The 25921-nt window shown below is 36.8% G+C and carries 19 protein-coding genes, 6 tRNA genes and 1 rRNA gene; 3 read left to right on the top strand and 23 right to left on the bottom strand.

Features of this window, described 5'->3' with window-relative positions; genetic code table 11:
* Positions 1–3: 3 nt before the first annotated feature.
* The 3 genes from BLQ66_RS11695 to BLQ66_RS11685 all read right to left on the bottom strand — a co-directional run bounded on the left by BLQ66_RS11695 (position 4) and on the right by BLQ66_RS11685 (position 6154).
* A complete protein-coding gene (locus BLQ66_RS11695; protein ID WP_074522301.1) occupies positions 4–1167 on the bottom strand; it encodes an RNA-guided endonuclease InsQ/TnpB family protein in 1164 nt (387 codons plus the stop codon).
* Positions 1168–1458: 291 nt separating this feature from the next.
* Positions 1459–4950, bottom strand: coding sequence for a DEAD/DEAH box helicase (locus tag BLQ66_RS11690; RefSeq protein WP_074522300.1), 3492 nt, complete (start codon positions 4948–4950; stop codon positions 1459–1461).
* Positions 4951–5140: 190 nt separating this feature from the next.
* Positions 5141–6154 carry a sugar kinase gene (locus tag BLQ66_RS11685; protein WP_074522299.1) on the bottom strand — a complete coding sequence of 338 codons (1014 nt, stop codon included), beginning with the start codon at positions 6152–6154 and terminating at the stop codon, positions 5141–5143.
* Positions 6155–6355: 201 nt separating this feature from the next.
* Between BLQ66_RS11685 and BLQ66_RS11680 the strand changes: the two genes are divergently transcribed.
* Both BLQ66_RS11680 and BLQ66_RS11675 read left to right on the top strand, forming a co-directional pair.
* Entirely contained in the window at positions 6356–6796 is a 441-nt protein-coding gene (locus BLQ66_RS11680; RefSeq protein WP_027431429.1) for a MarR family winged helix-turn-helix transcriptional regulator, read from the top strand.
* Between the two features lie 111 nt (positions 6797–6907).
* Positions 6908–7090 carry a hypothetical protein gene (locus tag BLQ66_RS11675; RefSeq protein ID WP_074522298.1) on the top strand — a complete coding sequence of 61 codons (183 nt, stop codon included), beginning with the start codon at positions 6908–6910 and terminating at the stop codon, positions 7088–7090.
* Positions 7091–7170: 80 nt separating this feature from the next.
* Here BLQ66_RS11675 and BLQ66_RS11670 read toward each other — a convergent pair whose 3' ends face one another.
* The 4 genes from BLQ66_RS11670 to BLQ66_RS11655 all read right to left on the bottom strand — a co-directional run bounded on the left by BLQ66_RS11670 (position 7171) and on the right by BLQ66_RS11655 (position 13531).
* A complete protein-coding gene (locus BLQ66_RS11670) occupies positions 7171–8334 on the bottom strand; it encodes a MalY/PatB family protein (RefSeq protein WP_074522297.1) in 1164 nt (387 codons plus the stop codon).
* Position 8335: 1 nt separating this feature from the next.
* On the bottom strand, positions 8336–9214 hold the full coding sequence (locus BLQ66_RS11665) for a DUF3737 family protein (RefSeq protein WP_074522296.1): 879 nt from the start codon (positions 9212–9214) through the stop codon (positions 8336–8338).
* Positions 9215–9461: 247 nt separating this feature from the next.
* Positions 9462–11372: a hypothetical protein gene (locus BLQ66_RS11660; RefSeq protein ID WP_074522295.1), complete on the bottom strand. Its 1911-nt coding sequence runs from the start codon at positions 11370–11372 to the stop codon at positions 9462–9464.
* Between the two features lie 35 nt (positions 11373–11407).
* Positions 11408–13531 (bottom strand): efflux RND transporter permease subunit, encoded by a 2124-nt coding sequence (locus tag BLQ66_RS11655; protein ID WP_074522294.1) that lies wholly within the window; start codon positions 13529–13531, stop codon positions 11408–11410.
* 224 nt (positions 13532–13755) lie between these two features.
* Between BLQ66_RS11655 and BLQ66_RS11650 the strand changes: the two genes are divergently transcribed.
* On the top strand, positions 13756–14370 hold the full coding sequence (locus tag BLQ66_RS11650; RefSeq protein WP_074522293.1) for a TetR/AcrR family transcriptional regulator: 615 nt from the start codon (positions 13756–13758) through the stop codon (positions 14368–14370).
* A 109-nt stretch (positions 14371–14479) separates the two neighbouring features.
* Here the strand turns inward: BLQ66_RS11650 and BLQ66_RS11820 are convergent, their stop codons facing one another.
* The 16 genes from BLQ66_RS11820 to BLQ66_RS11560 form a co-directional block, all read right to left on the bottom strand.
* Complete coding sequence (locus BLQ66_RS11820; RefSeq protein WP_083330372.1) at positions 14480–16501, bottom strand: pectate lyase family protein; 2022 nt, start codon at positions 16499–16501, stop codon at positions 14480–14482.
* A 250-nt stretch (positions 16502–16751) separates the two neighbouring features.
* Entirely contained in the window at positions 16752–17705 is a 954-nt protein-coding gene (gene rsmI, locus BLQ66_RS11630) for a 16S rRNA (cytidine(1402)-2'-O)-methyltransferase (protein WP_242869353.1), read from the bottom strand.
* Positions 17706–17772: 67 nt separating this feature from the next.
* A complete protein-coding gene (locus tag BLQ66_RS11625) occupies positions 17773–18561 on the bottom strand; it encodes a tRNA1(Val) (adenine(37)-N6)-methyltransferase (RefSeq protein WP_074522302.1) in 789 nt (262 codons plus the stop codon).
* A 73-nt stretch (positions 18562–18634) separates the two neighbouring features.
* Entirely contained in the window at positions 18635–19546 is a 912-nt protein-coding gene (locus BLQ66_RS11620) for a PSP1 domain-containing protein (protein WP_074522292.1), read from the bottom strand.
* A 44-nt stretch (positions 19547–19590) separates the two neighbouring features.
* Positions 19591–20583 (bottom strand): DNA polymerase III subunit, encoded by a 993-nt coding sequence (locus BLQ66_RS11615; protein WP_074522291.1) that lies wholly within the window; start codon positions 20581–20583, stop codon positions 19591–19593.
* Positions 20584–20697: 114 nt separating this feature from the next.
* The gene (locus BLQ66_RS11610) at positions 20698–21138 is read right to left on the bottom strand and encodes a YaaR family protein (protein WP_027431419.1); all 441 of its coding nucleotides are present in this window, start codon (positions 21136–21138) and stop codon (positions 20698–20700) included.
* Positions 21139–21243: 105 nt separating this feature from the next.
* Positions 21244–21834 (bottom strand): nucleoside/nucleotide kinase family protein, encoded by a 591-nt coding sequence (locus tag BLQ66_RS11605; RefSeq protein ID WP_027431418.1) that lies wholly within the window; start codon positions 21832–21834, stop codon positions 21244–21246.
* A 109-nt stretch (positions 21835–21943) separates the two neighbouring features.
* Positions 21944–23542, bottom strand: a complete 1599-nt coding sequence (locus BLQ66_RS11600) for an aminotransferase class I/II-fold pyridoxal phosphate-dependent enzyme (RefSeq protein WP_074522290.1) — start codon at positions 23540–23542, stop codon at positions 21944–21946.
* 96 nt (positions 23543–23638) lie between these two features.
* On the bottom strand, positions 23639–24709 hold the full coding sequence (locus BLQ66_RS11595; RefSeq protein ID WP_242869352.1) for a L,D-transpeptidase family protein: 1071 nt from the start codon (positions 24707–24709) through the stop codon (positions 23639–23641).
* 206 nt (positions 24710–24915) lie between these two features.
* A tRNA-Phe gene (locus tag BLQ66_RS11590) sits at positions 24916–24988 on the bottom strand.
* A 4-nt stretch (positions 24989–24992) separates the two neighbouring features.
* Positions 24993–25066 (bottom strand) — tRNA-Met (locus BLQ66_RS11585).
* Between the two features lie 47 nt (positions 25067–25113).
* Positions 25114–25195 (bottom strand) — tRNA-Tyr (locus BLQ66_RS11580).
* Positions 25196–25229: 34 nt separating this feature from the next.
* Positions 25230–25301, bottom strand: a tRNA-Thr gene (locus tag BLQ66_RS11575).
* Positions 25302–25311: 10 nt separating this feature from the next.
* Positions 25312–25384 (bottom strand) — tRNA-Val (locus tag BLQ66_RS11570).
* Between the two features lie 36 nt (positions 25385–25420).
* A tRNA-Asp gene (locus BLQ66_RS11565) sits at positions 25421–25494 on the bottom strand.
* A 175-nt stretch (positions 25495–25669) separates the two neighbouring features.
* A 23S ribosomal RNA gene (locus BLQ66_RS11560) occupies positions 25670–25921 on the bottom strand; the annotation flags it as partial.

Here is a 25921-nt window from a genome sequence, read left to right as displayed (position 1 = left end):
GTGTTAGCTTGCAAATTTTTCTCCATAAGCTCTTAGATTGATTGATGCTTGGAAATCTCTATCTATAACATTTCCACACTCACATCTATAAGTTCTATCAGATAGTTTTAGATCCTTTTTAATTTTCCCACAGCAACTACAAAGTTTTGATGATGGATAAAATCTATCAGCTATAATAAGTTGAATACCACTATCATTGCATTTGTATTCTAGTTGTTTTCTAAATTCATAGAATCCCTGATTTTGAACTGCTTTTGATAGGTGCCTATTCTTCATCATTCCACTTACGTTTAAATCTTCAATACAGATAAATCTTGGTTTTCGATTTACTATCTCAGATGTGGTTTGATTCAAATAGTTTTTACGGATATTTGTTAATCTGTGATTTACCTTGAGTAAAAGCTTTTCGTTTTTGATTACATTACAAGTTTTACAGTATTTTCCTTTCTTTTTATTTTGTTCATATTTACGAGATACGCTGCGTTGTAATCTACGTTTGCGTTTCTCAAGTTTCTTAACAGTTTGACTTTTATTAATGTTCTTATACTTATTAGTATCAGAGCATATAGCTAAATCTTTGATGCCTAAATCAATACCGATTCCTTCATCCGATAAGTCTTCTTTATAATCTGGAAACTCTACGCATACGCTAATCCACCAATTTAATCCATCGAAAGATATTCGCGGATTCATATATTTAGCATCCGTAGGAATGCGTCCGTGTTCCGCAAGTCTCACCCAGTTTAATTTTTGCTTATTAGCTTTTCTACTAGAAGAAAAGCTCACAAATTTAACGTGAGTATCGCTAAACTGTATTTTGACATTATCCTGATAGAATTTTGGAATTGATTTCTTTTTAGACTTGAACTTGGGATATCTTTGTATACCTTTGAAAAAGTTCTTATAGGCCGTACAAGCATCTTTAATTGCCTGTTTGGTTACATCGTTAGAAATACGCTGTAACCAAATATATTCATCGGAATTGCGCAGCCTAGTAAATTCTTTCCTGAGTTCAGAATTTGAAATAAACTTTCCGCCTTTTTCGTAGTTTTCTTTTTCCTTAGCTAAAGCCCAATTAAAAGCAAACCTTGCTGCACCTGCGTACTGAAACATTTTCGTTTGTTGCACGTTATTAGGTATCAGCATTACTTTTATTGCCTTTATCATTACTCTCCTCCCCCTTGAATCAATTCTTGGACAAGTTTCTTAGCTTTATCAGCTCTTTTACCTTGTAAATAACTTATAAAACTCAACAGTATTTTATAAACTTTTATATGTTTTATTTAACTGTCATCAACCTCCTTGTAATTATACATTTTATCCTCAGTCGGAGCTTGTACTCCGACTGAGTTAAACTTATAGCTGCGCACCTAAAAGATACGCAGCTATATAACTATTTAACTTTACCTCAATAATAGCATTTCACTATTATATAAATCAATAAAGCTTCTATAAATATTAGTTTTTATTAAACAACTTAAGAAGGTCATCCTTAGAAAGTGAAGAAATAGCCACACCTTCTGCAGAAAGTACCATATCTGCAAGTTCCTTCTTACGATTTTGTAATTCCATAATACGCTCTTCAATTGTGCCCTTAACAATGAGCTTAACAACTGTAACTGTATTCTTCTGGCCAAATCTATGGGCTCTATCAGTAGCCTGATTCTGAGCTGCCACATTCCACCATGGATCGTAGTGAATAACCATATCTGCTGCTGTAAGGTTAAGACCTGTACCACCAGCCTTAAGAGAAATAAGGAATACATCTACCTTACCCTCCTGGAACTTCTCAACAAGTTCCATTCTCTTTAATTTCGGTGTCTGACCTGTAAGCTTAAGAGTTGTAATATTCTTCTCTGTAAGTCTAGCCTCAATCTTTTCAAGCATTGATGTAAACTGAGAGAAGAGTAAGATCTTATGACCGCCCTCAACTGCTGATTCTACTAAGTCGATACATGTTTCTAGCTTAGCGGATTCATCGTTGTAATTTTCAAAGGCAAGCTTAGGATCACAACATAGCTGACGGAGACGCATAAGTTCAGCAAGAATCTGTAACTTATCTTCCTTAAACTGCTTGTTGTCCTTGCTGCCAATCTGATCCACAAGGTTCTTTTCTGACGCGTAGTATAACTTCTCCTGCTTAGCTCCCATCTTAGAGTAAACAACCTTCTCAACCTTTTCAGGTAAGTCTTTTAATACGTCTGACTTCTTACGTCTAATATAGAATGGAGAAATAAGGTCTTTTAATGCCTTAAGGGTTGCATCATTTTCCTTTTCAAGGTCTTCACCGACGCTAACGCCCCCAACAATATGCTCCTCAAATCTATCCTTGAAGTTCTTATACTTGTAAAGATATCCAGGCATAAGATAATCAAAAATGCTCCATAACTCGCTAAGTCTATTCTCAATCGGTGTACCAGTTAAGGCGAAACGTGTTCTTGAATTAATAGACTTTACAGCCTTTGAAACCATAGTTCCCGGATTCTTAATATACTGAGCCTCATCAATAATCTGGCAATCAAAAGAAAAGCCCTCGTATTCCTCAATATCTCTTCTAAGAGAATCGTAAGAAGTGACATTAATGTCGTATTCGTTGCAGTGACTAATCTGCTCGTTACGCTCTTCCTTGCTACCTGAGATTACATTTACCTTTAAAGAAGGGGCAAACTTCTCAATTTCTGCCTCCCAGTTATAAACAAGGGATGCAGGACAGATTACCATATGGTGCTCTTCTGGTCTTGTGGCAAGGAAACTAATCATCTGAAGTGTCTTACCAAGACCCATATCATCCGCTAAAATTCCACCAAAGGAGAATTCTGAAAGAGCGCAAGCCCAGTTAAAACCTTCCTTCTGGTATTCACGAAGTGTAGCATTTACAATCTTTGGCACCTTGTGCTTTTTATTCTTTAAATTCTCAAAGTTCTTAATTAAGTTATCAAATTCCTTGTTAGTTCTAAACTTAATACCTTCCTTGTTCTCCATCATAAGAGCATTTAAGTGAAGGGCTCTAAAGAGCTGAACCTCTGTCTCTCCGCTTAAGAATTCTTTCTTTGAAAGACCAAGTTCATCCTCTAACTGAGCAAGTTCCTCAATATCAGTTCCGGCAATTCTAAGTACCTCGCCGTTCTTTAATCTAAAATACTTCTTCTTCTGTCTGTAGGCATCAAGTACCTCATAGAGTTCTTCTCTAGACATACCCTCAACGTCCCAAGAAACAGTTAAGAGATTTCCCTTAATTGCAAGGCCACCAGAAATTGGCTTATTTACCACTACCTTTAACTTCTTAAAGGCTTCTGATGCAAATGTATCGGCGATTTCCTCAAACTTAGGAATACCTTCGTCAATAAGTCTTGCAAGGGCATCGTCTTCATTTTTAGGTAAAACCCATAACTTACCGCTTCTACCACTGAGGAAATATTCGTTAAGCATGTGCTTAATTCTTGCTTCCGCCTTGGCATTACGTCCTGAAAGGTCGTTATCTACTGCGCCTTCACCTAAATCAACTACCTTATCGCCATACTTAATAACACCACTACAAATGATGTTACCTGTATTATCAACGTCAAATCTTAATTCACACACGCCGTCCTGCTTTGTGTAATCCTCAAAGTTTAGACCTGTAACCTCAAGCTGTGTGTGCTTTTCTAGCTTAGGAAGAATTGTTTCTGCAAATGTACCAAAGTCACCACTTGATACCTTCATCTTGTTATTCTCTTTCTTCTTAATGCTATATTTATCAAATCTATCTTCACTTGAAGGTATAACATATTCTGCAAATACCTTTAAAATCTCGCCCATAGCATCTACATATCCCTTAGATAGGACATACATTGTAGAATCAATAAGCATGATTCCCATATCAAGACCATCAAGGTAGATATATTCTGGGAATTCGATGTTGGCAAAGCCAAGCTTCTCATCTGCTGTAATCTTTACGCTAATTTCAGGATCTTCCTTAACAATCTTAACTCTTTTATTCTCAAGACCCATAAGCTCGATTTCAATCTTATCAAGTGTATTAAAGAAAGCTCTATAGTTATGAGGCTTAATCTCTACTGTCTTATCTCCTGAGGCTCTGTAATAGTACTTTGAAAAATTATCATTATTCTTGTACTTCTCCTCAAGGTAAATACTTGTACTTAAAAACTTAACAAGAGGTCTAAACTCTGGTGCAAAGCTTGCTAGCTCATGCTTAAACTCTAGGTTCTTACCATAATTTACCACTTCTCCTGTGTTCATAGCCTCACAGAATTCAGCTATATTCTTAATTACATACTTATATCTATCACCAACTCTAAATTCAGCAAAAATACCTGTAACTGCTAAATTAAGAGTAACTTCCATTCCTAAATTACTAACACCGTTTATAGATTCATACTTAGAATACTCATCCATAAGTTCATCGTTCATAAGCTTAAAAAGCTTCTGTGAAGTTGTGGAATGCTGTTCAAGACTGCTGCCTGAAAATGCATCTCCTAGTCCATCTACACCCTTTTGTACGCTGCCCTCAAGGCCCATATCTATTAAAGAATCAAGAAAGCTATTGCCCGTTGATTCATCATCAAGTCCTGCCTCAAAACAAAACTTAGTTTCATCAGATTCAAGTAACTCCCTAATGTCATCTAATTTCACTAACTTATTAGTCTCTAGGGCAAGAGCTGTAATGTGCTTACAAAATCCCTTGTGTCCCTTCTTTGATGGACAGGCACATTCACAATCATTTATCTTAACTGCCTTAACTTTATCGTCTAATGGTTCAAACTTAATACTCGCTCCGTATGTAGTTCCTTTTTCGTCTAGGACATCACCTGCAACTGTTAAATGTCCGCCTTTTCCTTTAATTAATTCAATCTTCTCAATTGCACCGCTTTTGTATAGTGCTTCACCTTTACTATATGTAGATAAAAGCGTCGATTGCGCCTTTATTCCACCTTTTGGAAAAACTACCATATATAACCTCACTAAATTTTCATAACAAATTTTCCGCAATAATATATTCTACTACAAATCCTAATAAAATTCCCCTATTTTTTTCATATAAAAAAAAGACCTATGGAAACTAGAGCGATATTTCTAGTTCCATAGGCCTATAAATCCATGTTTATTCTATTGTTAGCCTAGATTAACTTTAAAGCACAAATTATCTCTGTACATCAAAAGATGCATTAGTCATAAGTCTCTTAATCTGGTCTACACTTGTAATGTTAGTATCACCTCTAATAGCGTGCTTCATTACTGAAGATGCTACGGCGAAGTTTACTGTATCTTCGGCAGACATATTCTCCATTAAGGCATAGATAAGGCCTGATGAAAATGCATCACCACCACCAACTCTATCTACGATTTCAAAGTTAATAGTCTTACTTTCGTAAGTCTCGCCATTAGTGTAGTAGAAGGCCTTAAGTGAGTTATTGCTACCAGAATGTACGTAACGTACTGTTCTAGCAATAGCCTTCATATGATACTGATTATCAATCTCTCTAAAGACTCTATCCATCTCTTTAAATGATGGGTCCATTGTTAAGCCATCCTTATAATCTGTACCATCTTCTCTATATAGGTGAATTGGCTCAATACCAATTAAAACATCAACGTATGGAAGATACTTTGATAATACGTCTCTTGCTGTTTCAAAAGACCAAAGTGTACTTCTAAAGTTAGGGTCAAAACTTACTGTGAGACCTAACTTCTTAGCAGCCTTAACGGCTCTATCTACAAGTCTTCTACAGTTGTAAGAAAGAGCTGGTGTAATACCACTTAAATGTAACCAATCGTAATTCTTTAAAATCTCTTCAAAATCCACGTCTTTATAGTCATATTCAGCAAATGCTGACATACCTCTATCGTAAATAACTGAAGATGGACGTACTGAAACGCCTTCCTCTAAGTAATAGATACCCATTCTACCATCAGCCATAATGATTTCTTTTGTATGGACATCGTTTGACTTAAGATAGTTCACTGTTGACTTTCCTAAATCTGTATTAGGTAATACTGTAAAAAATGTAGAATCTATACCTAAGTTAGCAAGTGATACAGCTACATTAGCCTCTGCGCCACCGTAGTTAACTCTAAAGTCATGAGTTGTTACAATCTTCTCATAATTAGGTGGAGATAATCTTAACATTAATTCTCCAATTGCTATAAATCTCATCTAGTTTCCTCCCATTCTAAATCCTTTAGAAACTAGTTAAAATGATACTACACAGCGCATAAAATTGCAACAAAGTGAACTTTTATTTGTATACATTTTCGAAATATTACAAACTATTAAAAAATTTATAGAAGCCTTGCAAATCAATTTTTATTATAATATAATTTAGTTATTAATGAAGTTAGGTAAGGTAGCAGATAAATGGATATTTATGAATCTCTAAACAAGATTTTGGTCGATCTTTTTAATGACATCTTGGATATCGAGGAAAAGGCTTTAATAACTGAAGATTATAAGGATATATCTGTTAATGATATGCACATAATCGAGGCCGTAGGTATAAAAGATCCTCAAACTATGGGTGAGATTTCTAAAAGTTTAGGCGTTACAATGGGAACTCTTACTATTGGTCTTAACAGACTTGTAAAGAAGGGCTACGCTGTTAGATATAGAAGCGATAAAGATCGTAGAGTTGTCTATGCTACACTAACTGAAAAGGGAATTGCGGCATATTTTCATCATCAGAAATTCCATAAGAAGATGATTGAGAAGGTTACAGAGGATTTAAGCCCAAGCGAGGCAGAAACTCTTGTAAAGACCTTTGATAGACTAGAGGCTTTCTTTAAGTCTTATGATAACTAGTTTTATGGTGACTCATCTAAAACTATTAATCTTCTTATGTCACTAGCTAAAGTTGCAGTTCTTTTTAACGGGAGTAGAATTTAAATTTACCTTGCGAAAGGAGATTAGGCAATGGCAGATGATAAGAATTTAATTGATCTTAATGAATTAGGGGATCTTTTTGCACAGCTTGATGCAATTGAGGATGTGGAGGAAGAGTTAACCCCTGAGGAGATAGCTTCACAGCGTCGTTATGACGAAATCATTAAGAAGCACAAGGGCGACAATAAAGAAATAGCAGAAAATAATAAATAATACCTTTTAAATAAGAGGAGTTGGTTTTTTGATTTGCCTTTACAGTATAATCATCTATCCAACTCCTCTTTTATATCTGTTTATAATAAACTATTTATTCCTTCTTTAAATCTGTTTAATCCATCTTGTAATGTCTTTTTTGTACAAGCAACATTCATACGAATAAAGTTGGCTCCGACCTGTCCATACTCTAATCCTTCGGTTATATAAAGTCCAGTTTTTTCTCTTATTATTCTTGCAACTTCATCGCTTTGCTTATTGCATTTACTTATATCTATCCATAATAAATATGTGGCATCACCATCTACAACATGAATTCCTTCGCATTCTCTTTCAATAAATTCCTTAGCATATTCTCTGTTATCAAAAACATACTCTCTCATTTCATCAAGCCAGTCTGCACTTTCATTAAATGCAGCTTTAGTTACTACTTGTGCAAATGAATTAGGTTCTGCAACCTCATCTGTATTAAGTCCTCTCCATACCTTATGTCTTAAAAATGGATTAGATACTACTACAGCTGAAGTCTGCATTCCTGCTATATTAAAGCACTTTGTTGGTGCAATACATGTAATACTTATATCTCTACATGTTTCAGATACTGAAGCAAAAGGTATATAAGACTTATTTGGCTTTGTAATATCACAATGAATTTCATCAGAAATTACTGTTACGCCATATTTAGCTGCTAACTCGCCAACTTTTTCTAATGATTCCTTATCCCATATTTTTCCTACAGGATTGTGGGGATTACAAAGTATCATAAGGCTTGCCTGTGGGTCTGCCATTTTTTCTTCTAAATCTTTAAAATCCATTGTATACTTACCATCTTCATACTTTAATGGACTTTCTAATGGACGACATCCATTATTTACAATGCTATTAAAGAAGATATTATAAACCGGTGTCTGAATAATTACTTTTTCATTAGGTGTTGTTAGCTTTCTTACAATAGATGAAATTGATGGAACAACTCCTGTTGAAAAAATCAGCCATTCTTTTTGTATTTCAAATCCATGTCTATTCTTCCACCAATTTATATAGGCATCGTACCAATCCTGCATTATATCTGCATATCCAAAGACTCCATGCTCTAATCTATCAGCAATTGCCTGTCTTATCTGTGGTGCTGTCTTAAAATCCATATCTGCTACCCACATTGGTAGTTCGTTATTATCCACATCCCACTTTAAGGAGTCACTGCTTCGTCTATTAACTTCTTCATCGAAATTATATTTACTCATTTTATCGTCTCCATTCAACTACTTCTACATTCTCTCCCACAGCCTTACATTCAATTCTAGTCTTTGTTGGATCTACAATATCCTTCTCAACTATTAATGTATCAATCTGTGGTGCTGTAATTGTACCACTTATTGGGTTAAATACGCTATCTATCTTAGTTGTGATTTCTGCATCTACATTGCTTGCTAATTCGAAACTTAAAGTTGTATTGATTAACTTACAATTTTTCATGTGTATATTGTCGATATAACAAAGTCCTTGCAAACTCTCAATTGTGCAGTTTACAAATGTTAAATTCTTAGAATTCCATCCAAGGTATTCACCGCAAATGTATGAGTCATAAACTGTTACATTTTCTGTATTCCAGAAGGCATCCTTTGATAAGAGTACTGCATTTTTAATTGTAATATTCTTAGCACCATCAAATGAATAGTTACCATCTAACTTAAAATCCTGGATTTCAATATTCTCTGAATTCATAGCGAAATAATGTCCCTTAGCTGTTACATTCCTAAGCTTAATGTTCTTGCAGCTCCAGAAAGTCTCTGCTGCATCTGTCATTGTTACATTAGTTAAGCTAACACCATCACATCTTCTAAAATTCTTTGGTGCCTGTATTAACGCATCTTCTACTGAAATATTATTAGTGTACCATACACCAGAACGTGCCATTTCAAGCCAATTACTTCCTTTTACTGTTACATTGTTTGAATACCACAATGGGTATTTATATTTGAACTGTGAATCATATATTTCTACATTCTTGCTTTCCTTTAAAGGAGATTCTCCATCATCAAAAATTGAATCATATACCTTTATACCATCTGCTGCATATAACGCTCTTTCTCCTTTAAAAAATTCCTGTCTATACTCTTTCATTTGTTAATACCTCCGATTTCTCTTATTACTTCGACATACTATCACTTAAAGTTAACTTTAAGTCAATATAACTTATATTAAAAAAGAATAAACTCAACTTAATTTATTATGTGTAAATATTATAGTGCAAAATTTGATTTTACACAATTTAATAATATCGTAATAAACAAAAAGCATGAACCTTGGTTTTTTGCCTTGGTTCATGCCTTTTGGTCTATCTGTTTTGAAATTGTTATATCTACTATTTTTACTGCACTGCTGCTGTCTTATAAATAAATGTTACAGTTGAGTCATAATTTCCAGTGCTGCCTGTAAATGATGTGTAGTTATTACCAAGCTTTACAACTTCCTTAATTGTATCAAGAGTTGTTGTTGCATCATCTCCTAAGAGGCTTGTAATCTGTGAAATACCTTCTGCATTAAATTCAGCCATGCCATCCTTTAATGTAATAGCACCTGTGTTTAACTTAGAAACACCTGATGAAAGTGTAGCTGCTGCGTTATTTAATGTCTCTGTACCATCTGCAAGTGCTGCAGCCCCTGATGTTAAGCTTGAATTGTTAGCTGCAAGTGTTGAAGCACCAGCTGCAAGTACTGATGTACCTTCCTGCTGTAACTTTGTAGCACCTACATTTAAGGCATAAAGGCTTGAGCATAATGTGCCTTCCTGATATGTGCTAAATGAACCAACTGCACTTGTTAATGCCTGTACTCCTGTATCAAGACCTGCTGCCTTAAGCTTTGTATAAGATGCGTACATTGCCTTATAAGCTGCTGCTGACTGATTTAACGCAACAATTTCATTAATGATTGTTGAATCAGCTGTTGCTGCATATAATTTACATAAACCTGCTGTCATGTAAACTGCTGTATTTTCTGTTTCGCTATTTATTACTGAAGCAATATTGGCATCTTCTGTAATACCCTGTGCTGCTAATTCGTCCTTGTCGTTAGCTGCTAAAACTGCTTCATAAGCTGTCGCATAAGTAGTTTCATAACGTGACTTATATGTACTCATTTGATTTGATAATGTTGCCATTAAACCGCTTGTTCCGTTAATACCTTCGTTTAAGGCTGCAATCTGTGTATCAAATCCGTTGGCCTTTAATGTTTCATAAAGTGTATTAAGGCTTGATGATAATGTCTGCATATTTGAATCAAGAGCTGCTGCTCCGTCATTTAAGCTTGCTACACCTGCTGTATAAGCAGATACACCTGAGCTAAGTGTTGCTGCACCATCATTAAGTGCTGCTACACCAGATACTAAATCAGGAACATTATCCTCTAACTGCTGTGTACCTTCCTGTAACTGAACTGTACCAGCCTCTAACTGGTCAGCTGCTGACTGAAGTTCGTTAACCTTTGCCTGTAAGTCTTCTACTGATAAGTCATCTAGGTCCATATCAGATAGTAAGTTTGAAGATACTACTGAAAGTGACATATCAAGTGAGAAGTCTGTTACATCTGCTGAAATCTCGAAGTAATTTGGTAGGTCAAAATTTACCTCTTCACTATCAAACTTTAAGTTTAAAGAATCAGCAAGTCCTGGGAAGGCAACGCCTAGAGCAACTACATCTGAACCAACCTGTGATAACTTTCCGTTTGTAACCTCGATGTTAGTAAACTTTTCGTTATCAAGCATAAGTCCTGTTGCTACTGTAAATGGTACATAAGCTGTTTTTGTCTCGCCATTTACTGTAATTGTTTCTTCTTCGTTATTTACATAGTCAAATCTAATCTTTACTTCACCTGACTGACCTGCTAGATCTTCTGGTGAAATCTCTTTTCCATTGAGATAGTATGTTACGTTGATTGTAACAGGTGCGGCCTTGTCTACATTTTCATTAGTAGAACTTGTATCGCCATTGTTATCTGTAACCTTAGTGTTTACAGTTGCGTGGTCTTGCACACCGCTTGCATCATCAAATACGTAAACTGTCTGATTTCTTGTATTCTTAGCAAGTGTCTGTGCTGTATTTATTGATAATTCGTCATTCATTGTAGATGTAATTATGTTCTCTGTATTAGAAGCAGCGTCTTCATTTACTGCGCTAACACTGGCACTATCACTATTTGACTGGCAAGCTGTAAGGTTTAGGGCAAGCATTGATGCTGTTAAAACTACGGCTCCAGCTTTTCTTAAACTAGTTCTAATCATTTTATTCGCTCTCCTTTATATTTTCTCCTAGCACTTTATTGATGTGCAAATTTATCTTCCTCATTTAAATCAGAATATTTCTTGTTCTTTGGCTTAAAGCCGATACTTGTATGAATTATTAGCTTATCAAATACCATGAATAATGATGGTACAACTAAAATTACAACAACCATACTAATGATTGCGCCTCTTGCCATTAAGATACAAAGGGATGCGATCATGTCTACATTTGCATACATACCAACGCCAAATGTGGCTGCGAAGAAGCCGAGGGCTGATACTACGATTGAAGGGATTGAAGTAGCAAGGGCTATCTCAACGGATTCCTTCTTTGAAAGGCCTGAGGCACGTTCTCTCTTATATCTTGTTGTCATAAGAATTGCGTAATCTACTGTGGCGCCAAGCTGAATTGTTCCAATTACAACGGATGCAATAAATGGGATCGATGTGCCTGTAAAGTATGGGATACCCATGTTTACAAAGATGGCAAATTCAATGGCTGCAACTAGTAAGATTGGTAATGAGATTGACTTTAGTACGAAGAAAATGATTACGAAAATCGCTGCGATAGAAACAAAACTTACAGTCTTGAAATCCTTATCAGTGATTGTAATTAAGTCCTTAGTACATGGGGCTTCACCGATTACCATTGCTTGATTGTCATACTTTTTAGTAATTGCTGATACTTCATCAATCTGGTTATTGATTTCATCAGAAGCAATTGCGTATTCTGAGGAAACTAGCATCAACTGGTAATCTCCGCTCTTTAATTCAGAAACTACAGATTCTGGTAAAAACTCTTCTGGAATTCCTGTTTCTGTTATAGTTGGGAGTCCTAATGCAAATGAAATGCCATCCACATTCTGAATCTCATCTAGCATATTTTGTCCATCCTCTGTAGATAAATCGCTATCTGCAAGGATCATATAAATCGAATTTAAATCCTTAAAGCTTTCGGCAAGCTTTGTATTAGCCTGTGAGCAATCAAGGTCTTTTGGTAATGTACCAGCTAAATCGTAATAAACTTCTGTGTTGTTGTAACCATAAATTGCAGGAACTAGAAGTATTACAAAGGCTATTAGGAATACCCATGAGTGATTAACAACCCAGTGAGCAAACTTTGAAAAGTCTGGCATGATTTCTTTATGCATAGTCTTTTCAAGGGCTCTATCAAAGGTTAATACAAGGGATGGTAAAATTGTTACACATCCGATTACACCAAATACAACACCCTTTGCCATTACCACACCTAAGTCAAGACCAAGTGTAAAGCTCATAAAGCAAAGTGCGATAAAGCCGGCAACTGTTGTAATTGAAGAACCAACTACTGATGTCAATGTATTTCCAATGGCAACTGCCATTGCCTTTTCCTTATTTCCTGGATACTCAGCCTTATGTTCCTTGTAGCTATGCCACAAGAAGATTGAATAATCAAGGGTTACACCTAACTGCAATACTGCTGCCAAGGCTTTAGTAATATACGATGTCTCCCCTAAGAAATAGTTTGAACCTAGGTTATAGATGATTGCCATACCGATACTTATCATAAAGAGTACTGGTACAAGGAATGAATCCATAAATAAGGCAAGTACGATACAAACTAAAACTACTGCAAGTAAAACATAAATTGGTGTTTCCTTTTCTGATAGGTTCTTAGTATCTGTAACTACTGCTGACATACCAGCTACATAACACTGCTTGTCTGTAACCTTTCTTATCTGCTGTATAGCATTCATTGTGTCATCACTTGATGTTGTGTCATCAAAGAATACTGCAAATAATGTTGAGTTTGTATCTGCATTTACAAACTTAGAACTTATCTCCTCAGGTAAGAGTTCTGCTGGAATATCTGTTCCAACGATGCCTGAATAAGAAATAACTTTCGCTACGTGGTCTACATTCTCAACCTTATTAACTAGCTTAGACACGTTATCTTGATTCATGTCTTCCACTACGATTAATGCGTAGGCGCCCTTTCCAAAATCATTCAATAAGATATCTTGGCCTTCCATAGTCTCGATATTGTCTGGTAAATAGTACAAGATATCGTAATTAACTCGTGTGCCAAAATATCCGAGAACTGCTGGAATTAAGAGCAAGACGCTTATTATAAGGATTGGAATCCTTAACTTAACCACAGCTCTTCCGAACTTCTCCATAATTAACCTCCATTCATTAAATGACGTATTAAATTCTTTCGTTTTGTAAAATTGACCGTTAGTCATTTTTAATTTCATAGCCATTATATCACTACTATTTTTTCTGTCAACAAAAAATGACCACTAGTCACTTTTTTTATAGATTTTTTATTTTTTATATGCTAAGATACACATACAAGCATGGAAAATGTGCTAAGATATAATTCAGATAAGGGGTGAATGTTTTGGGAAAACTAGAAAATAAAAAAATTAATAAACAACGTTCTTTGCTAAACTCAGCTTTTGAGCTTTTTACAACAAAGGGTGTTTCTAAAACATCCATTGCTGAAATCTCTTCAAAGGCCGGCATGGCAAAGGGTACTTTTTATCTTTATTTTAAGGATAAATTTGATATAAGAAATCGACTTATCTCTCACGAATCAAGTCTTCTTTTCTCATCTGCTGTTGCAGCTCTTGATAAGGAACTTGAAAAGAGAAGTCTTAACTTTACGGAGAAGATCATTTTCCTAATAGATAACATTATTAATGCTCTTGATAGCAATCAGACTTTGCTTAATTTCATTTCAAAGAATCTTAGTTGGGGAATTTTTAAGGAGGCCTTAACTACTAACGTTGCGGACAACGACATTAACTTCCTTGATGTCTACCACCAGATGATTAACGACGATGAGGTTAATTTAAGAGAGCCAGAGATTATGCTTTTCTTGATTGTGGAGCTTATTAGTTCTACATGCTATAGCGCAATTCTTTATAAGGAGCCAGCAGACATTGAAACTGCCAAGCCTTTTATCTACGCTACGGTTAGGAATATTATTAAGGAACATACGATTGTGGAATAAAATTAAGTCTTGGAAAGAGCCCGCTCTTCCCAAGACTTTTTTGTAGCTATTATATTTCTTATCCTTATATTCTTTAAACACCCGATTTTACATAGTCATTAGTTTCTAATTAGTCAATTGCATAGCGTATTGTTGACCTTTGTACACCTGTATTTGATGAAGATGCTGCCCAATTCTTTGCGTCATTTGCAGATCTTGTTGCATATGAGTAGCATGAGTTTGGTCTCCATGAAGTTGTCTTAGTCTTTAAGTTGCTAACAGATGATGACAATACTGAGCCATAGTCTGTGAAGTTGCCGACACCGTGATCATCTACAACTGCACCCTTAGCATTGCCCTTTGAGAAATAGTTCTTCTCTGAGTAAATGTTAGCGCCTGTGTAAGGTGTATAGCCTAGGTTAAAGTTCACTACATAATTGTTGTATGAGTGGAAATAACCGTAGCGCATAAGTCCTGGTGCTCTTGTTAATACGCCATTAAAGTAATTGTTACAAATTGTCATCTGTGGGTATCCAGAATATTTTCCAGCTCCATCCTCCTGTGGGTAACCAAGGATTAAGCCGTACTTATGATTCTTAAATACATTTCCTGAAACAGTCACATAATCAGCCTTAAGACCAACATAAACGAACTTATCTACATCTGTTGAAGCGATTGAATGTCCTGGGAATGTACAGTGATCAAGCCAGAATTTCTGTCCGTCGCTGATGTAAATCTGAATGTCGTCATTTCCATTAATTGCTGCATCATGGCTAATTGTAAGGTTCTTGAAAATGACATTTCCAGAATTAGATATACATCTAAAGTGGATGTTGTGCAATGTATTTGCATTAAATGAACCAATAATAGTCTTGTTGCTGCCTACATTAACCTTTGTTAAGCTGTTTGCTCTGATGTTGCCATTTACAACGATTGTGTATGGTGTTGAACCCTGGCAGTACTTTGAAAGATCAGATACATTTGAAACATATACTGTCTTACCAAGTGCGCCACCAATTACAGAGCCTGTCTGCTTTCCGTTGACACTCTTACACTTTCCTGCAAAGCCTTCTACACCGTAAGTGTTAAGGTAGAACTTGTGTGTTGAGCTGCCTGAGTATGAGCCAAGTACGAAGTTTGAACCTGATTTCTGTAAGCAAAGGTTTGAGTTAGCGCAATTTACAATCTTGTATTCGTAAGCCTTGCCAAGTGAATCATTTGACACTGCCTGAATTAACCAATACTGTGATGTTGCTCCTGTCTTACCTGTTGCTACAACTTTAGCTCCATTAGTTGCATTATTGCCGTTTGGTGCAAGTACATAGCCTGTTGCTGCATTTACAATCATGTACTTGTTGCTGCCGTTGTTAACTAAAACCCACTGATTGTATGATGAGGAATTAGTTGCGGCTGTTACAGAACCTGTGCTAGATGGAGCAGTTACAAGTGAGCTGCCGTTTGTGTTAACTAGCTGGATTCTTTGCTGGCAATATGTTGAGTCAACTGCTGCCGGTGTGTTTGATGTTGATGAGCCTGATCCAGAGCTTGAACCTGAGCTAGAGCTAGATCCTGAGCCTGAACCTGATGATGGCCACTGTGCTTCTTCAAAATACCAAATCTGATTAGAAGCTCCTCTATTAGTGTACTCGATAACATTAGCGCCACTTGATGTGCTAGCTCCTGCTACATCGAGACAACTCTTTCCCCCTGTAACTTCTGTTGTGATAGCGTAACCATCACCTGATTTAGTAAGATAGAAGTTCTGTGCTGTTGCACCGTTGTTTGAGCAAATCTGAATATTAGTGTTATTATCTGTGCGTCCATAATAAACATCTAATGAAAGTCCACCAGTCATGTCTGTTGCAGGATGAATTCTGTATGTGCCATTTGAATTCTGCTCTAAAATCCATCTCTGGCCAAGGCTTCCTGTTCCCTTTGACTGAATTACATTTGCTCCACTTGCAGAAGAATCTCCTGCAACTGTTAAATACATCTGGCTATTCTTATTCTTAATATAGTAAATATTTCCAGCTTTCGGTGCCACTGCGGCAGCCTCTGTCCTTTTAGCTGGTAGAATAGCTAGTGCTGTAATCGCTGTCATAACTACTGTAAGTAAAATGACTGCGACCTGTTTAAATCTTTTCTTAAGCATAAATACCTCCCAATCGGATAATCGTCTCAAGCAATATAAATTTAGTCTCTAATTACAATTATTCGTCTAAACTTAGAAAAAATTTAATAGCTACATTTTCTAATGTATCTTAGATGGTGCTTGTAGTCAAGCATTTTTAACAATTCATCTTGTCTATATTGCTAGCACTTTGGTTATGTTGCATAAAAAATACTCCCATATATATGGGAGTATCTATACATATATTAATGAAAATGTATCGTATGATATATTAATCGCGCTCTAGCTCGTTATAAATATCACGCTTTGAAACGCCTCTATCCTTAGCGGCTGCCTTCATGGCCTCTTTCTTATCAAGACCCTGATTTATGTACATGTCCACATGTTCTCTAACGGTCATCTCTTCCCATGCGGCCTGCTTTTCCTTCTTTAACTCTTCCCTTGATTTTCCTGCAATTACAAGAACATACTCTCCTCTTGGGTCGTTGTTTTCGTAGTACTCACATGCGCTATCAAGGCTAAATTCCATGGAATTCTCGTATCTTTTTGTAAGCTCCTTGCAAATTGTAAGAGCTCTATCTCCACCAAGCACATTTCTTAGCTCTGCTAAAGTCTTCTTTAAATGGTGTGGCGCCTCGTAAATTATCATAGTTCTTGTTTCATTTACAAGCTCCTCTAAGACTTCTTTTCTTTCCTTTTTGTCTGCTGGTAAAAATGCTTCAAAGGCGAAACGTCTTGTTGCCTGACCGGACATTGTTAGCGCTGTAATACAAGCTGCTGCCCCAGGTACTGAAGATACTTTAATGCCTGCTGCCCTTGCCTGCTTACAAAGCTCCTCTCCTGGATCTGAAATTCCTGGAGTACCTGCATCGGTAATGCAAGCAACACTAAGTCCTTGTAACATTTTATTAACTAGGACCTTTGCCTTGTCGTACTTGTTAAATTCATGGTATGCAGTCATTGGTGTCTTAATCTCAAAGTGATTTAGTAGCTTAATGGAATTTCTTGTATCCTCCGCCGCAATAATGTCCACTTCCTTTAGGATTCGCAAAACCCTATAGGTAATGTCTTCGAGATTGCCAATTGGTGTGGCGCACAAATATAGCTCGCCCTTGCCATCGCGCTTCCCGTCTAGCTTTTCTATATCAAAATCAATATCTTGATTATCTATATCTTGATTTATTTCCATTTTATTATCCTTATCTATATTTTGATTTGCTTTCATTTTTAAAACCTCTAATTCTTAAGCTCTATTTCCCAGGCTCTATTTCCTAAGCTCTATTTCCTAAGCCCTAATTCTTATTATTATAGATTTCTAAAATCTCATCTGTATAAACTCCCGACTGTCCATCAACTCTCTTATAGACAATCAGCGGTTTTTCCACAATCATGTAAGAATTGGCACCCTTTATCCCCTCAATTAGTACCATGTTGGCCTCTTTATCAAGATATGGATGCACCATTCTTATGCGCTTTGGCTCAATATGGGCCCTGCGCATGGCAGCTATGATATCTATTAGTCTGTCTGGTCTATGCACCATATATAGATGGCCCTTTGACTTTAGGCATCTTGCGGCCGCCTGGCAAACATCGTCTATGTCACAAAGAATCTCGTGCCTTGCAATGGCCTTTGTGGAATCCGGGTTAACTAGCCCTGAATTGGCCTTTTTGTAGGGTGGGTTCACGGTTACAACATTAAAGGAGGCCTCACCAAAAATCTTGGCAGCCTCCTTCAAATCACCTTTAATAATTTCTACTTTTGACTCTAAATTATTAATCGCAACATTTCTAGAAGCTAAATTTGCCGAAACCTCTTGGATTTCAAGGCCCTTATAACTTGTGTCAGGATTCTTGGCCTGCATAAGTATTGGAATCACTCCATTTCCCGAGCATAAATCAAGGACTTTATTGCCCTTTTGTGCCTTTGAAAATGTAGACAATAACACCGCGTCTATTCCAAAACAGAAAATATCTGGCTTCTGGATTAGTTTCAAGCCATCTCTACACAAATCATCTAGTCTCTCATCAGCTTCTAACTGTATTGGTCCAGAAAGTGTCGTGTAAATTTCATTTAAACCCATATTTTCTTTATTACACATCACACTTTCCTCCACCATTTTTTATTGTCGATTTAGAAATACATTTTCATAATAATTAGTCATCACTAATATGAGCATGACCTTCGCGTCTTTCAAGCTCCTCTAAAGCCTTTAATTCCTTATCATCGATCTGTTCGTTTCTATCGCGTCTCTTTGACTTAAATCTGATCTCTGATACTGGATACTCTCTAACTTCCTTCTCGTCGTTATCAAGTGTAACAATTACCTTAACTAACTGTCTGAGTACATTGACAGATGAAACCTCGCCGTGAAGTCTCTCTGGTGTTGTAACATGGTCGCCAACTACAGGTAAATTGCTGTTAAGCTCTTCGTAAGTTTCCTGCTCATACTTTAAGCAGCACATAAGTCTGCCGCAAACGCCGGAAATCTTAGTTGGATTAAGGGACAAATTCTGCTCCTTAGCCATCTTAATTGAAACTGGAATGAATTCTGGCATATAAGTTGCGCAGCAAAGTGGTCTACCGCAAGCGCCAATACCGCCTAAAATCTTAGTTTCATCACGAACACCAATCTGTCTTAACTCAATTCTTGTTCTAAATACTGCAGCAAGGTCCTTAACTAACTCTCTAAAGTCGATACGGCCATCTGCTGTGAAGTAGAATAAAACCTTGTTATTGTCAAATGTGTACTCAGCCTTAATAAGCTTCATCTCAAGCTTATGCTTTGCTATCTTCTCAAGACAGATATTGAAAGCTTCCTTCTCTTTCTCTCTATTCTTGATTTCCTTTTCATCATCTTCTGGAGTAGCAATTCTAATGATTGCCTTAAGTGGCTGAACGACCTTCTCATCCTCCACTTCTCTTTCTCCTAAAACAACATTACCGTATTCCACACCACGGGCTGTCTCAACGATTACATGCTGTCCTACTTCTACTTTGTACTTTCCTGGTGCGAAAAAATATATCTTTCCCACCTGTCTAAATCTAACTCCTACAACTTTCGTCATCTTATTTACCTATACATCTTTTAAAGATGTACCACCTTCCTCTTTTATAAATTTTCCTTTATTGCCATGATTAGCAGTTCCATTGTTAAATCGAAATTTACATTAGCCTGCAACCTTATTTTTACCTTATCTATTGAGTCTAAAATGTCTTGTAGACCCTCATAAGAAACTAGTTCTGCCTGATTCCTTATGCTAGAAATTTCATCGCTAAAAATAATCAAATTGGTATCGGCTGTACTCTTAAATATTAACACATCTCGGAACCAAACGTTAAGTAAATCTAGATAATCATCTATTACTAGTTTAAATTCTCCAGCCTTCTTAACGCTATCCATTATTTCTACGGATGTCATATCCTTCGCATTTTTAACCATACTTACTACTTGGTTCTTAAGCTGTGAAAATTCATCACTTTCGAGAATTGATATCGCTCTACCGATACAACCTCTCGCAAACTTTGCAGCGAATTTTCTCTCATAATCTCCACATGAAATATGGTCTTTTATGTAGTTTTCCACCAAGGAATCACTAAGTGGTTTTAAATCTAGAACTACACATCTAGAAAGAATTGTTTGTAAAAATATATCTGCATTCTTAGACAACAAAATTACGATACCATACGCTGGCGGTTCTTCTATTGTCTTAAGAAGAGCATTCTGAGCCTGAACTGTAAGCTTCTCAGCTTCATCAATTATGTAAATCTTATATTTACTACTATATGGTTTAATCTGAATATCTGCAACTAATTGATCTCTAATGTCATCAACACCGATGCTTCCTGGCTTCTCGTGTCTCACCCAGATTATATCCGGCTGATTATTAGACTCTGCCTGAACGCAAGAATGGCAGTGATTACACGGCTCCTTTCCACCTTCCTCGCACTGTAATGTCTTAGCAAAAATCTTAGCTAGCGTCTTCTTACCAGCACCTAAATTGCCACTAAAAACATATGCGTGTGAAACCTTATCCATAACCACTGCATTTTGTAAGTGTTCTTTTATTGTGTCATATCCATAAATATCTGCAAATCCACTCATTTTTCACCTATTCTCTACACTGTCCTCATAAGTTATCTAAATTTCTGCACTTTAATTCTACAAACTTAAAGCTACAAACTTAAATATGTATCTTTAATCTGCAAATTCCTTAACTTATGTGGAAATATCAAGTAACAATCCCCTTATATCATCTATTTTACTGACAATGGCTAAGTGATCCTTCTCCTCTTTTACAAGTTCACCTGCTAAATCGTCAAGATTCTTATCCACAAGCTTTACAATGCCATAAACTCTATGCCTTCCTCGTCTATCAAGGAAATTCTCACGAGAAAATTTATGAGATCTATTAACAACCTCATTCATAAAATCCTTAACTAGCTCTCTATATCTTTTCATATCTTTAATATCCATATGCTTAGAAATCTTCTCACCTTGATCTGTGATTTCCTGCATCATTGAGCCTAGCTTTTCCTGTAATTCCTTCTCCTCAATGTTACTTATAAGCGTAAACTTAAAGGAATCATCATGAGTCTCCGTTTTATTAACATTTTGGCTCGATGTAACCTGTTGTACATCACTAATTTTAATTTCCATACCCTACGCCTCCACACATCTAAGTAACACATTGACATTGCACCTAATGCTTGGAACAATCCAACTTACATTTTATAACACCTTTAGTTATCTTGCAAGCAAGCGCTAATTTGCTAAAATGTAGTCCTCTATGCGCTTTATGCAATCTTCAAGCTTAGTATTATTTTGGAATCTCACCTCAATACCGGCTCTCTTTATATTTTCCTCATTAAAATCCTTAGCATCCGCTAAAAATCTTCGGCACAATTCCTCGTAATTAGGCTTTTCCTGCTTCTTCTCTCGCTTAATGGCCCTAGTTAACCTAATATCATCATCTACTTCAATATATATCGGCAAAAGATGCTCTTTTCCATAGAATTCTAAGAATTTTTCATAGGCCTCAAGAGTGCCAATAATTATGTATCTGTCCTTCTTAGTTAAATCAATCTGTCCATCATCTGCAGTAAAATACTTCCACAAGCCATAAACAGTATCATAAGCTCTTAGCTCAATAACCTTTCCAGCCTTCTCAAATTCAAGGGCCTTTTCATCATCAACAAAATGATACTCTACCCCTTCTTTCTCGCCGACCCTCATAGGTCTTGTAGTATACATAGTTACTGTTTTAAATTTTCCCTTAAAATCTTCCACCAAGGTCTTATAAATCTTATCCTTACCGGAAGCACTTTTTCCCATAATAAATACTATTTCGTTCATCTTCACACACTTACCCTTAGATTTTCTAGTTCTATATTTAGATGCTTAATCGTTTTTACATCTATGGTCCAACACCAATATTTACGATCTAACACTCATATTTACAGGCCTAATTGACCTTTAAGACTTTTATTAAATCGTCATTTAATCCTATAACTTCTATATCTAACGCTATAGCTTTTTTAATAATTTGAATCTTATCTTCTGTAATCAACTCACCAGAATTAATCACAGGCATTCCCGGCGGATACAAAAGTACCGCATTAACGCTGACTCTATTAATAAGGCTCTCATCCTCTAGGCTTAACATATCAAAGCCCTCAAGATCTGCCTTTTCAACCGCCTCATGGGCCTCCATGACCTTCTTATATCCCGCCAGATTAGCAAATAATTCCTTCTTTGCATTTCTTGCAGCTTGCCCTGTTGATTCTCTTTGATCCACTGATTCTCTCTGATCTACCGAGTCTCTCTGATCTACCGAGTCTCTCTGTTCCACCGATTCTCTCTGTTCTACCGAATCTCTCTGGTCTACCGAGTCTTTATAACCCGTCTGGTCCTGCTCCTCTTGGATTCTCGTCTCATCTATTTCCTTATCAAGGCTTTCTAGCGCCCCTATAAAACTGTCATAATACTCTTTTTTATCTCCTACAGCTGTCATAGCAATGGCATAATCAAAGGAGGCCATTTCTAGCTGAATGTGGAAGTCCTCTAGTAACCTATCAAAAATCCACTTGCCAAAATTATCTATCTTATCTTTAGCTTTCTCACTGGCCACTAGAACCACCTTCGAAATGTCGTCTACCTCGGCTAGAGATATATTTTCTAAGGCCATAATCTTGCCTCTAAGCTCTTTTAAATTAGCGACGTATTCTTTATAGGCCTCTGCTCCATCAAGCTCTACAAAGCTTAAAGCCCTGTCGATTCCAGCCATTAACAAATAGGACGGAGAGGTACTTTGATAGATATTCCAGTACCTTTTCACCCTATCATAATTTATTAAATCTGAATTTAAGTGTAATAAAGCCGTCTGTGTAGGAGCTGGCAAAGTCTTGTGAATACTGTTAATCACAATGTCCGCCCCCTGACTTATAGCGCTTTCTGGAAATTCCTTATGAAAATTAAAATGCGCCCCGTGAGCCTCATCTACAATCAGTACGATTCCTTTATCATGCAAATATTTCGCAATCCCGCGAATATCTGATGTTCTACCTTCATAAGTCGGACTTGTAATCACAACTGCCCTATAACTATTATTTTCCACCTTAGCTTTGATTTCATCCAGACTTATCCCCAAAAACATTCCTGTTTCTTCATCTATTTGTGGACTAATGTAATCGGCCTTAAGCTCATTTAGGTACAAGGCGTTATAAACTGAGACATGACAATTCCTTGCCACTAAAATGCTATCTCCCTTGTGGCATACGCCGCTTATAGCCGCCAAAATACCTGCAGTGCTACCATTTACAAGTAAAAGACTTAAATCCGCCTTATAAAGCCTCTGAGCCTTCTTCTGCATGTCTAAAATAATGCCACTAGCATCATGCATATTATCGAAGCCATCAATCTCCGTAATGTCTAGTTTGCTTAGGGCCTTAGATTCATTTTCATAAAAAATGTCATTTCTTTTGGCACCTGGCATATGCATAGGAATGTAATCGCTGTCTGTATATTCAATTAGCTTATCCAATAAATCATTGTATTTGCTCATTATTTCTCTCGCTTTTACTACTGTTCTTCTAATTCTATTTTAAAAAAAGCTGCATTATTTCTCAACAATGCAGCCACTTTTTATTAAAATTTATTCTTATTCAACTATTAAATTAACTGTTGCTTCAGCTGTTCTTCCAAGGGCATCTCTAACCTTGTAAGTAATAGCATATGTACCAGCCTGATCGTATGTGTAAGTACCTACTAAGTAAATATCGCTTGTAGCATCGTTACCACATGTATCTGTAGCTGTTACGCCATCTAATAAATTAACTGACTGACCAACTGTTGTTGTAATATCCTTAGCACCTGTAATTGCAGGAGCAAAGTTGTTCCAAGGATTATCTGTGCTTGGATCTGTTGGATCCCAACCAGCATATTCGCTATCTTCTGGAACCTTAATTGTATCTGGCTTACCAAGTGGTCCTGGGTTTGTAGCGTCATCATAAATTGTTACACCTGTACCTGATGGACAATTATCATAAATCCACTTACAATCTCTAACACATAATCTTACGCAACCTAGTGAAGCATAGTCGCCAAGCATATTGTACTGACCTTCTTCTAAGCTAGAAGATGATGTTAAAAGATAAGGAACTGAGTGGAATAAGATTCCGCTTGTACCTGCGATTCTTGTTGCATACATACCGTATGTTCCATCAACCATTAATCTCCAGTTATACTTATCTGAAGTCTTATAGTTTTCAACTAGTGGTGTTTCGTGACCTTCACGTCCACATGAACTTGCAAATGCAATTACTGGAATTGTATATTCGCCGTTAGTATCTATACCGTAAACTGTTACACAGTTTGCTGCTCTATTAACCTTAATGAAGTAAGGATTTGATGAACCAAGTGTTGTTGCATTAGTAGTAACCTGAGCCATTAATGCTGCTGTCTCTTCTTCTGTTGTTGTTTCTGGTTCTTCCTCAGTGATCCATTCTACTTCTGAACTTGTTTCTTCTGCAGTTGTACTTTCCTTAACTGTTGCCTGATTATCATTATTATCTTTCTTATTACTATTCTTTCCTATAACAACACCTACAACTACTGCCGCTGCAATTAATAAAACTGCAATCACTGCAATAATTACAGTAGGTAAATTTCTTCTAAACCATGATTGTCTTCTTCTCAAATACTTATAGTTGATATTGCTTTTTTTACTCATAATATCCTCCATGTAAAATTCTAAACGCAACTACTATATTGTAGCTTATTATCATATATTATACAAGTTTATTTAGTTATTCATATAGCCCAATACTAGCAGTATTACTGCATTTCTTGTACAATGATATGATTTTAACTTCAGTATTATAATTAAGTCTTGATTAAACAAAAAAACCACTTCCGATTTAGGAAGTGGTAATTAAGTGCCTAGAACCGGAATCGAACCAGTGACACGAGGATTTTCAGTCCTCTGCTCTACCGACTGAGCTATCTAGGCGTAGTAGCGGGGGCAGGATTTGAACCTGCGACCTTCGGGTTATGAGCCCGACGAGCTTCCGAGCTGCTCTACCCCGCGGCATTCGCTAAATAAATTGTTTAAAAAGATAATCTTTAGATTATCAATGGGCGGAGAAGGATTCGAACCTTCGAAGGCAGTGCCAGCAGATTTACAGTCTGTCCCCTTTGGCCACTCGGGAATCCACCCATAATATTAACTAACTCTATATTAGTTAATATAGAGCCGACAGTCGGAGTCGAACCAACAACCTGCTGATTACAAATCAGCTGCTCTGCCATTGAGCCATGTCGGCGTAAAAAGTATGGGGCCTACAGGGCTCGAACCTGTGACCCTCTGCTTGTAAGGCAGATGCTCTCCCAGCTGAGCTAAGACCCCATAGTTAATAAGCGAAATACAATATTTAATTGTAAACGACCCGGATGGGGTTCGAACCCACGACCTCCGCCGTGACAGGGCGGCGCTCTAACCAGCTGAGCCACCAGGCCAAAAATCATTACTTGCCTATTATATATTAATTTAAGACAAATGACAACTATTTTTTGAAAGAATTATTCTTTCAAAACTGCACATTAAATATATTCATCCGTTTGATTATTCCTTAAAGAATAACCCTCGTATTGTTCAGTGATTTCTCACTCTCTATCCAAACCTTAACCTTTCTTGGTTAAGCCCTCGACCTATTAGTACAAATCAGCTCCACATGTCACCACGCTTCCACCTTTTGCCTATCAACCTCGTCGTCTTCAAGGGGTCTTACTACATTCGTATGGGATATCTCATCTTGAGGGGGGCTTCACGCTTAGATGCCTTCAGCGTTTATCCCGTCCCGACTTGGCTACTCGGCCATGCACTTGGTAATGCAACCGATACACCAGAGGTCAGTCCACCCCGGTCCTCTCGTACTAAGGGCAG

Origin of the sequence: Lachnospira pectinoschiza (assembly GCF_900103815.1) — a bacterium.
In the GTDB taxonomy this organism is placed as follows: domain Bacteria; phylum Bacillota; class Clostridia; order Lachnospirales; family Lachnospiraceae; genus Lachnospira; species Lachnospira pectinoschiza_B.
This window is presented reverse-complemented; position numbering and strand designations above follow the sequence as displayed.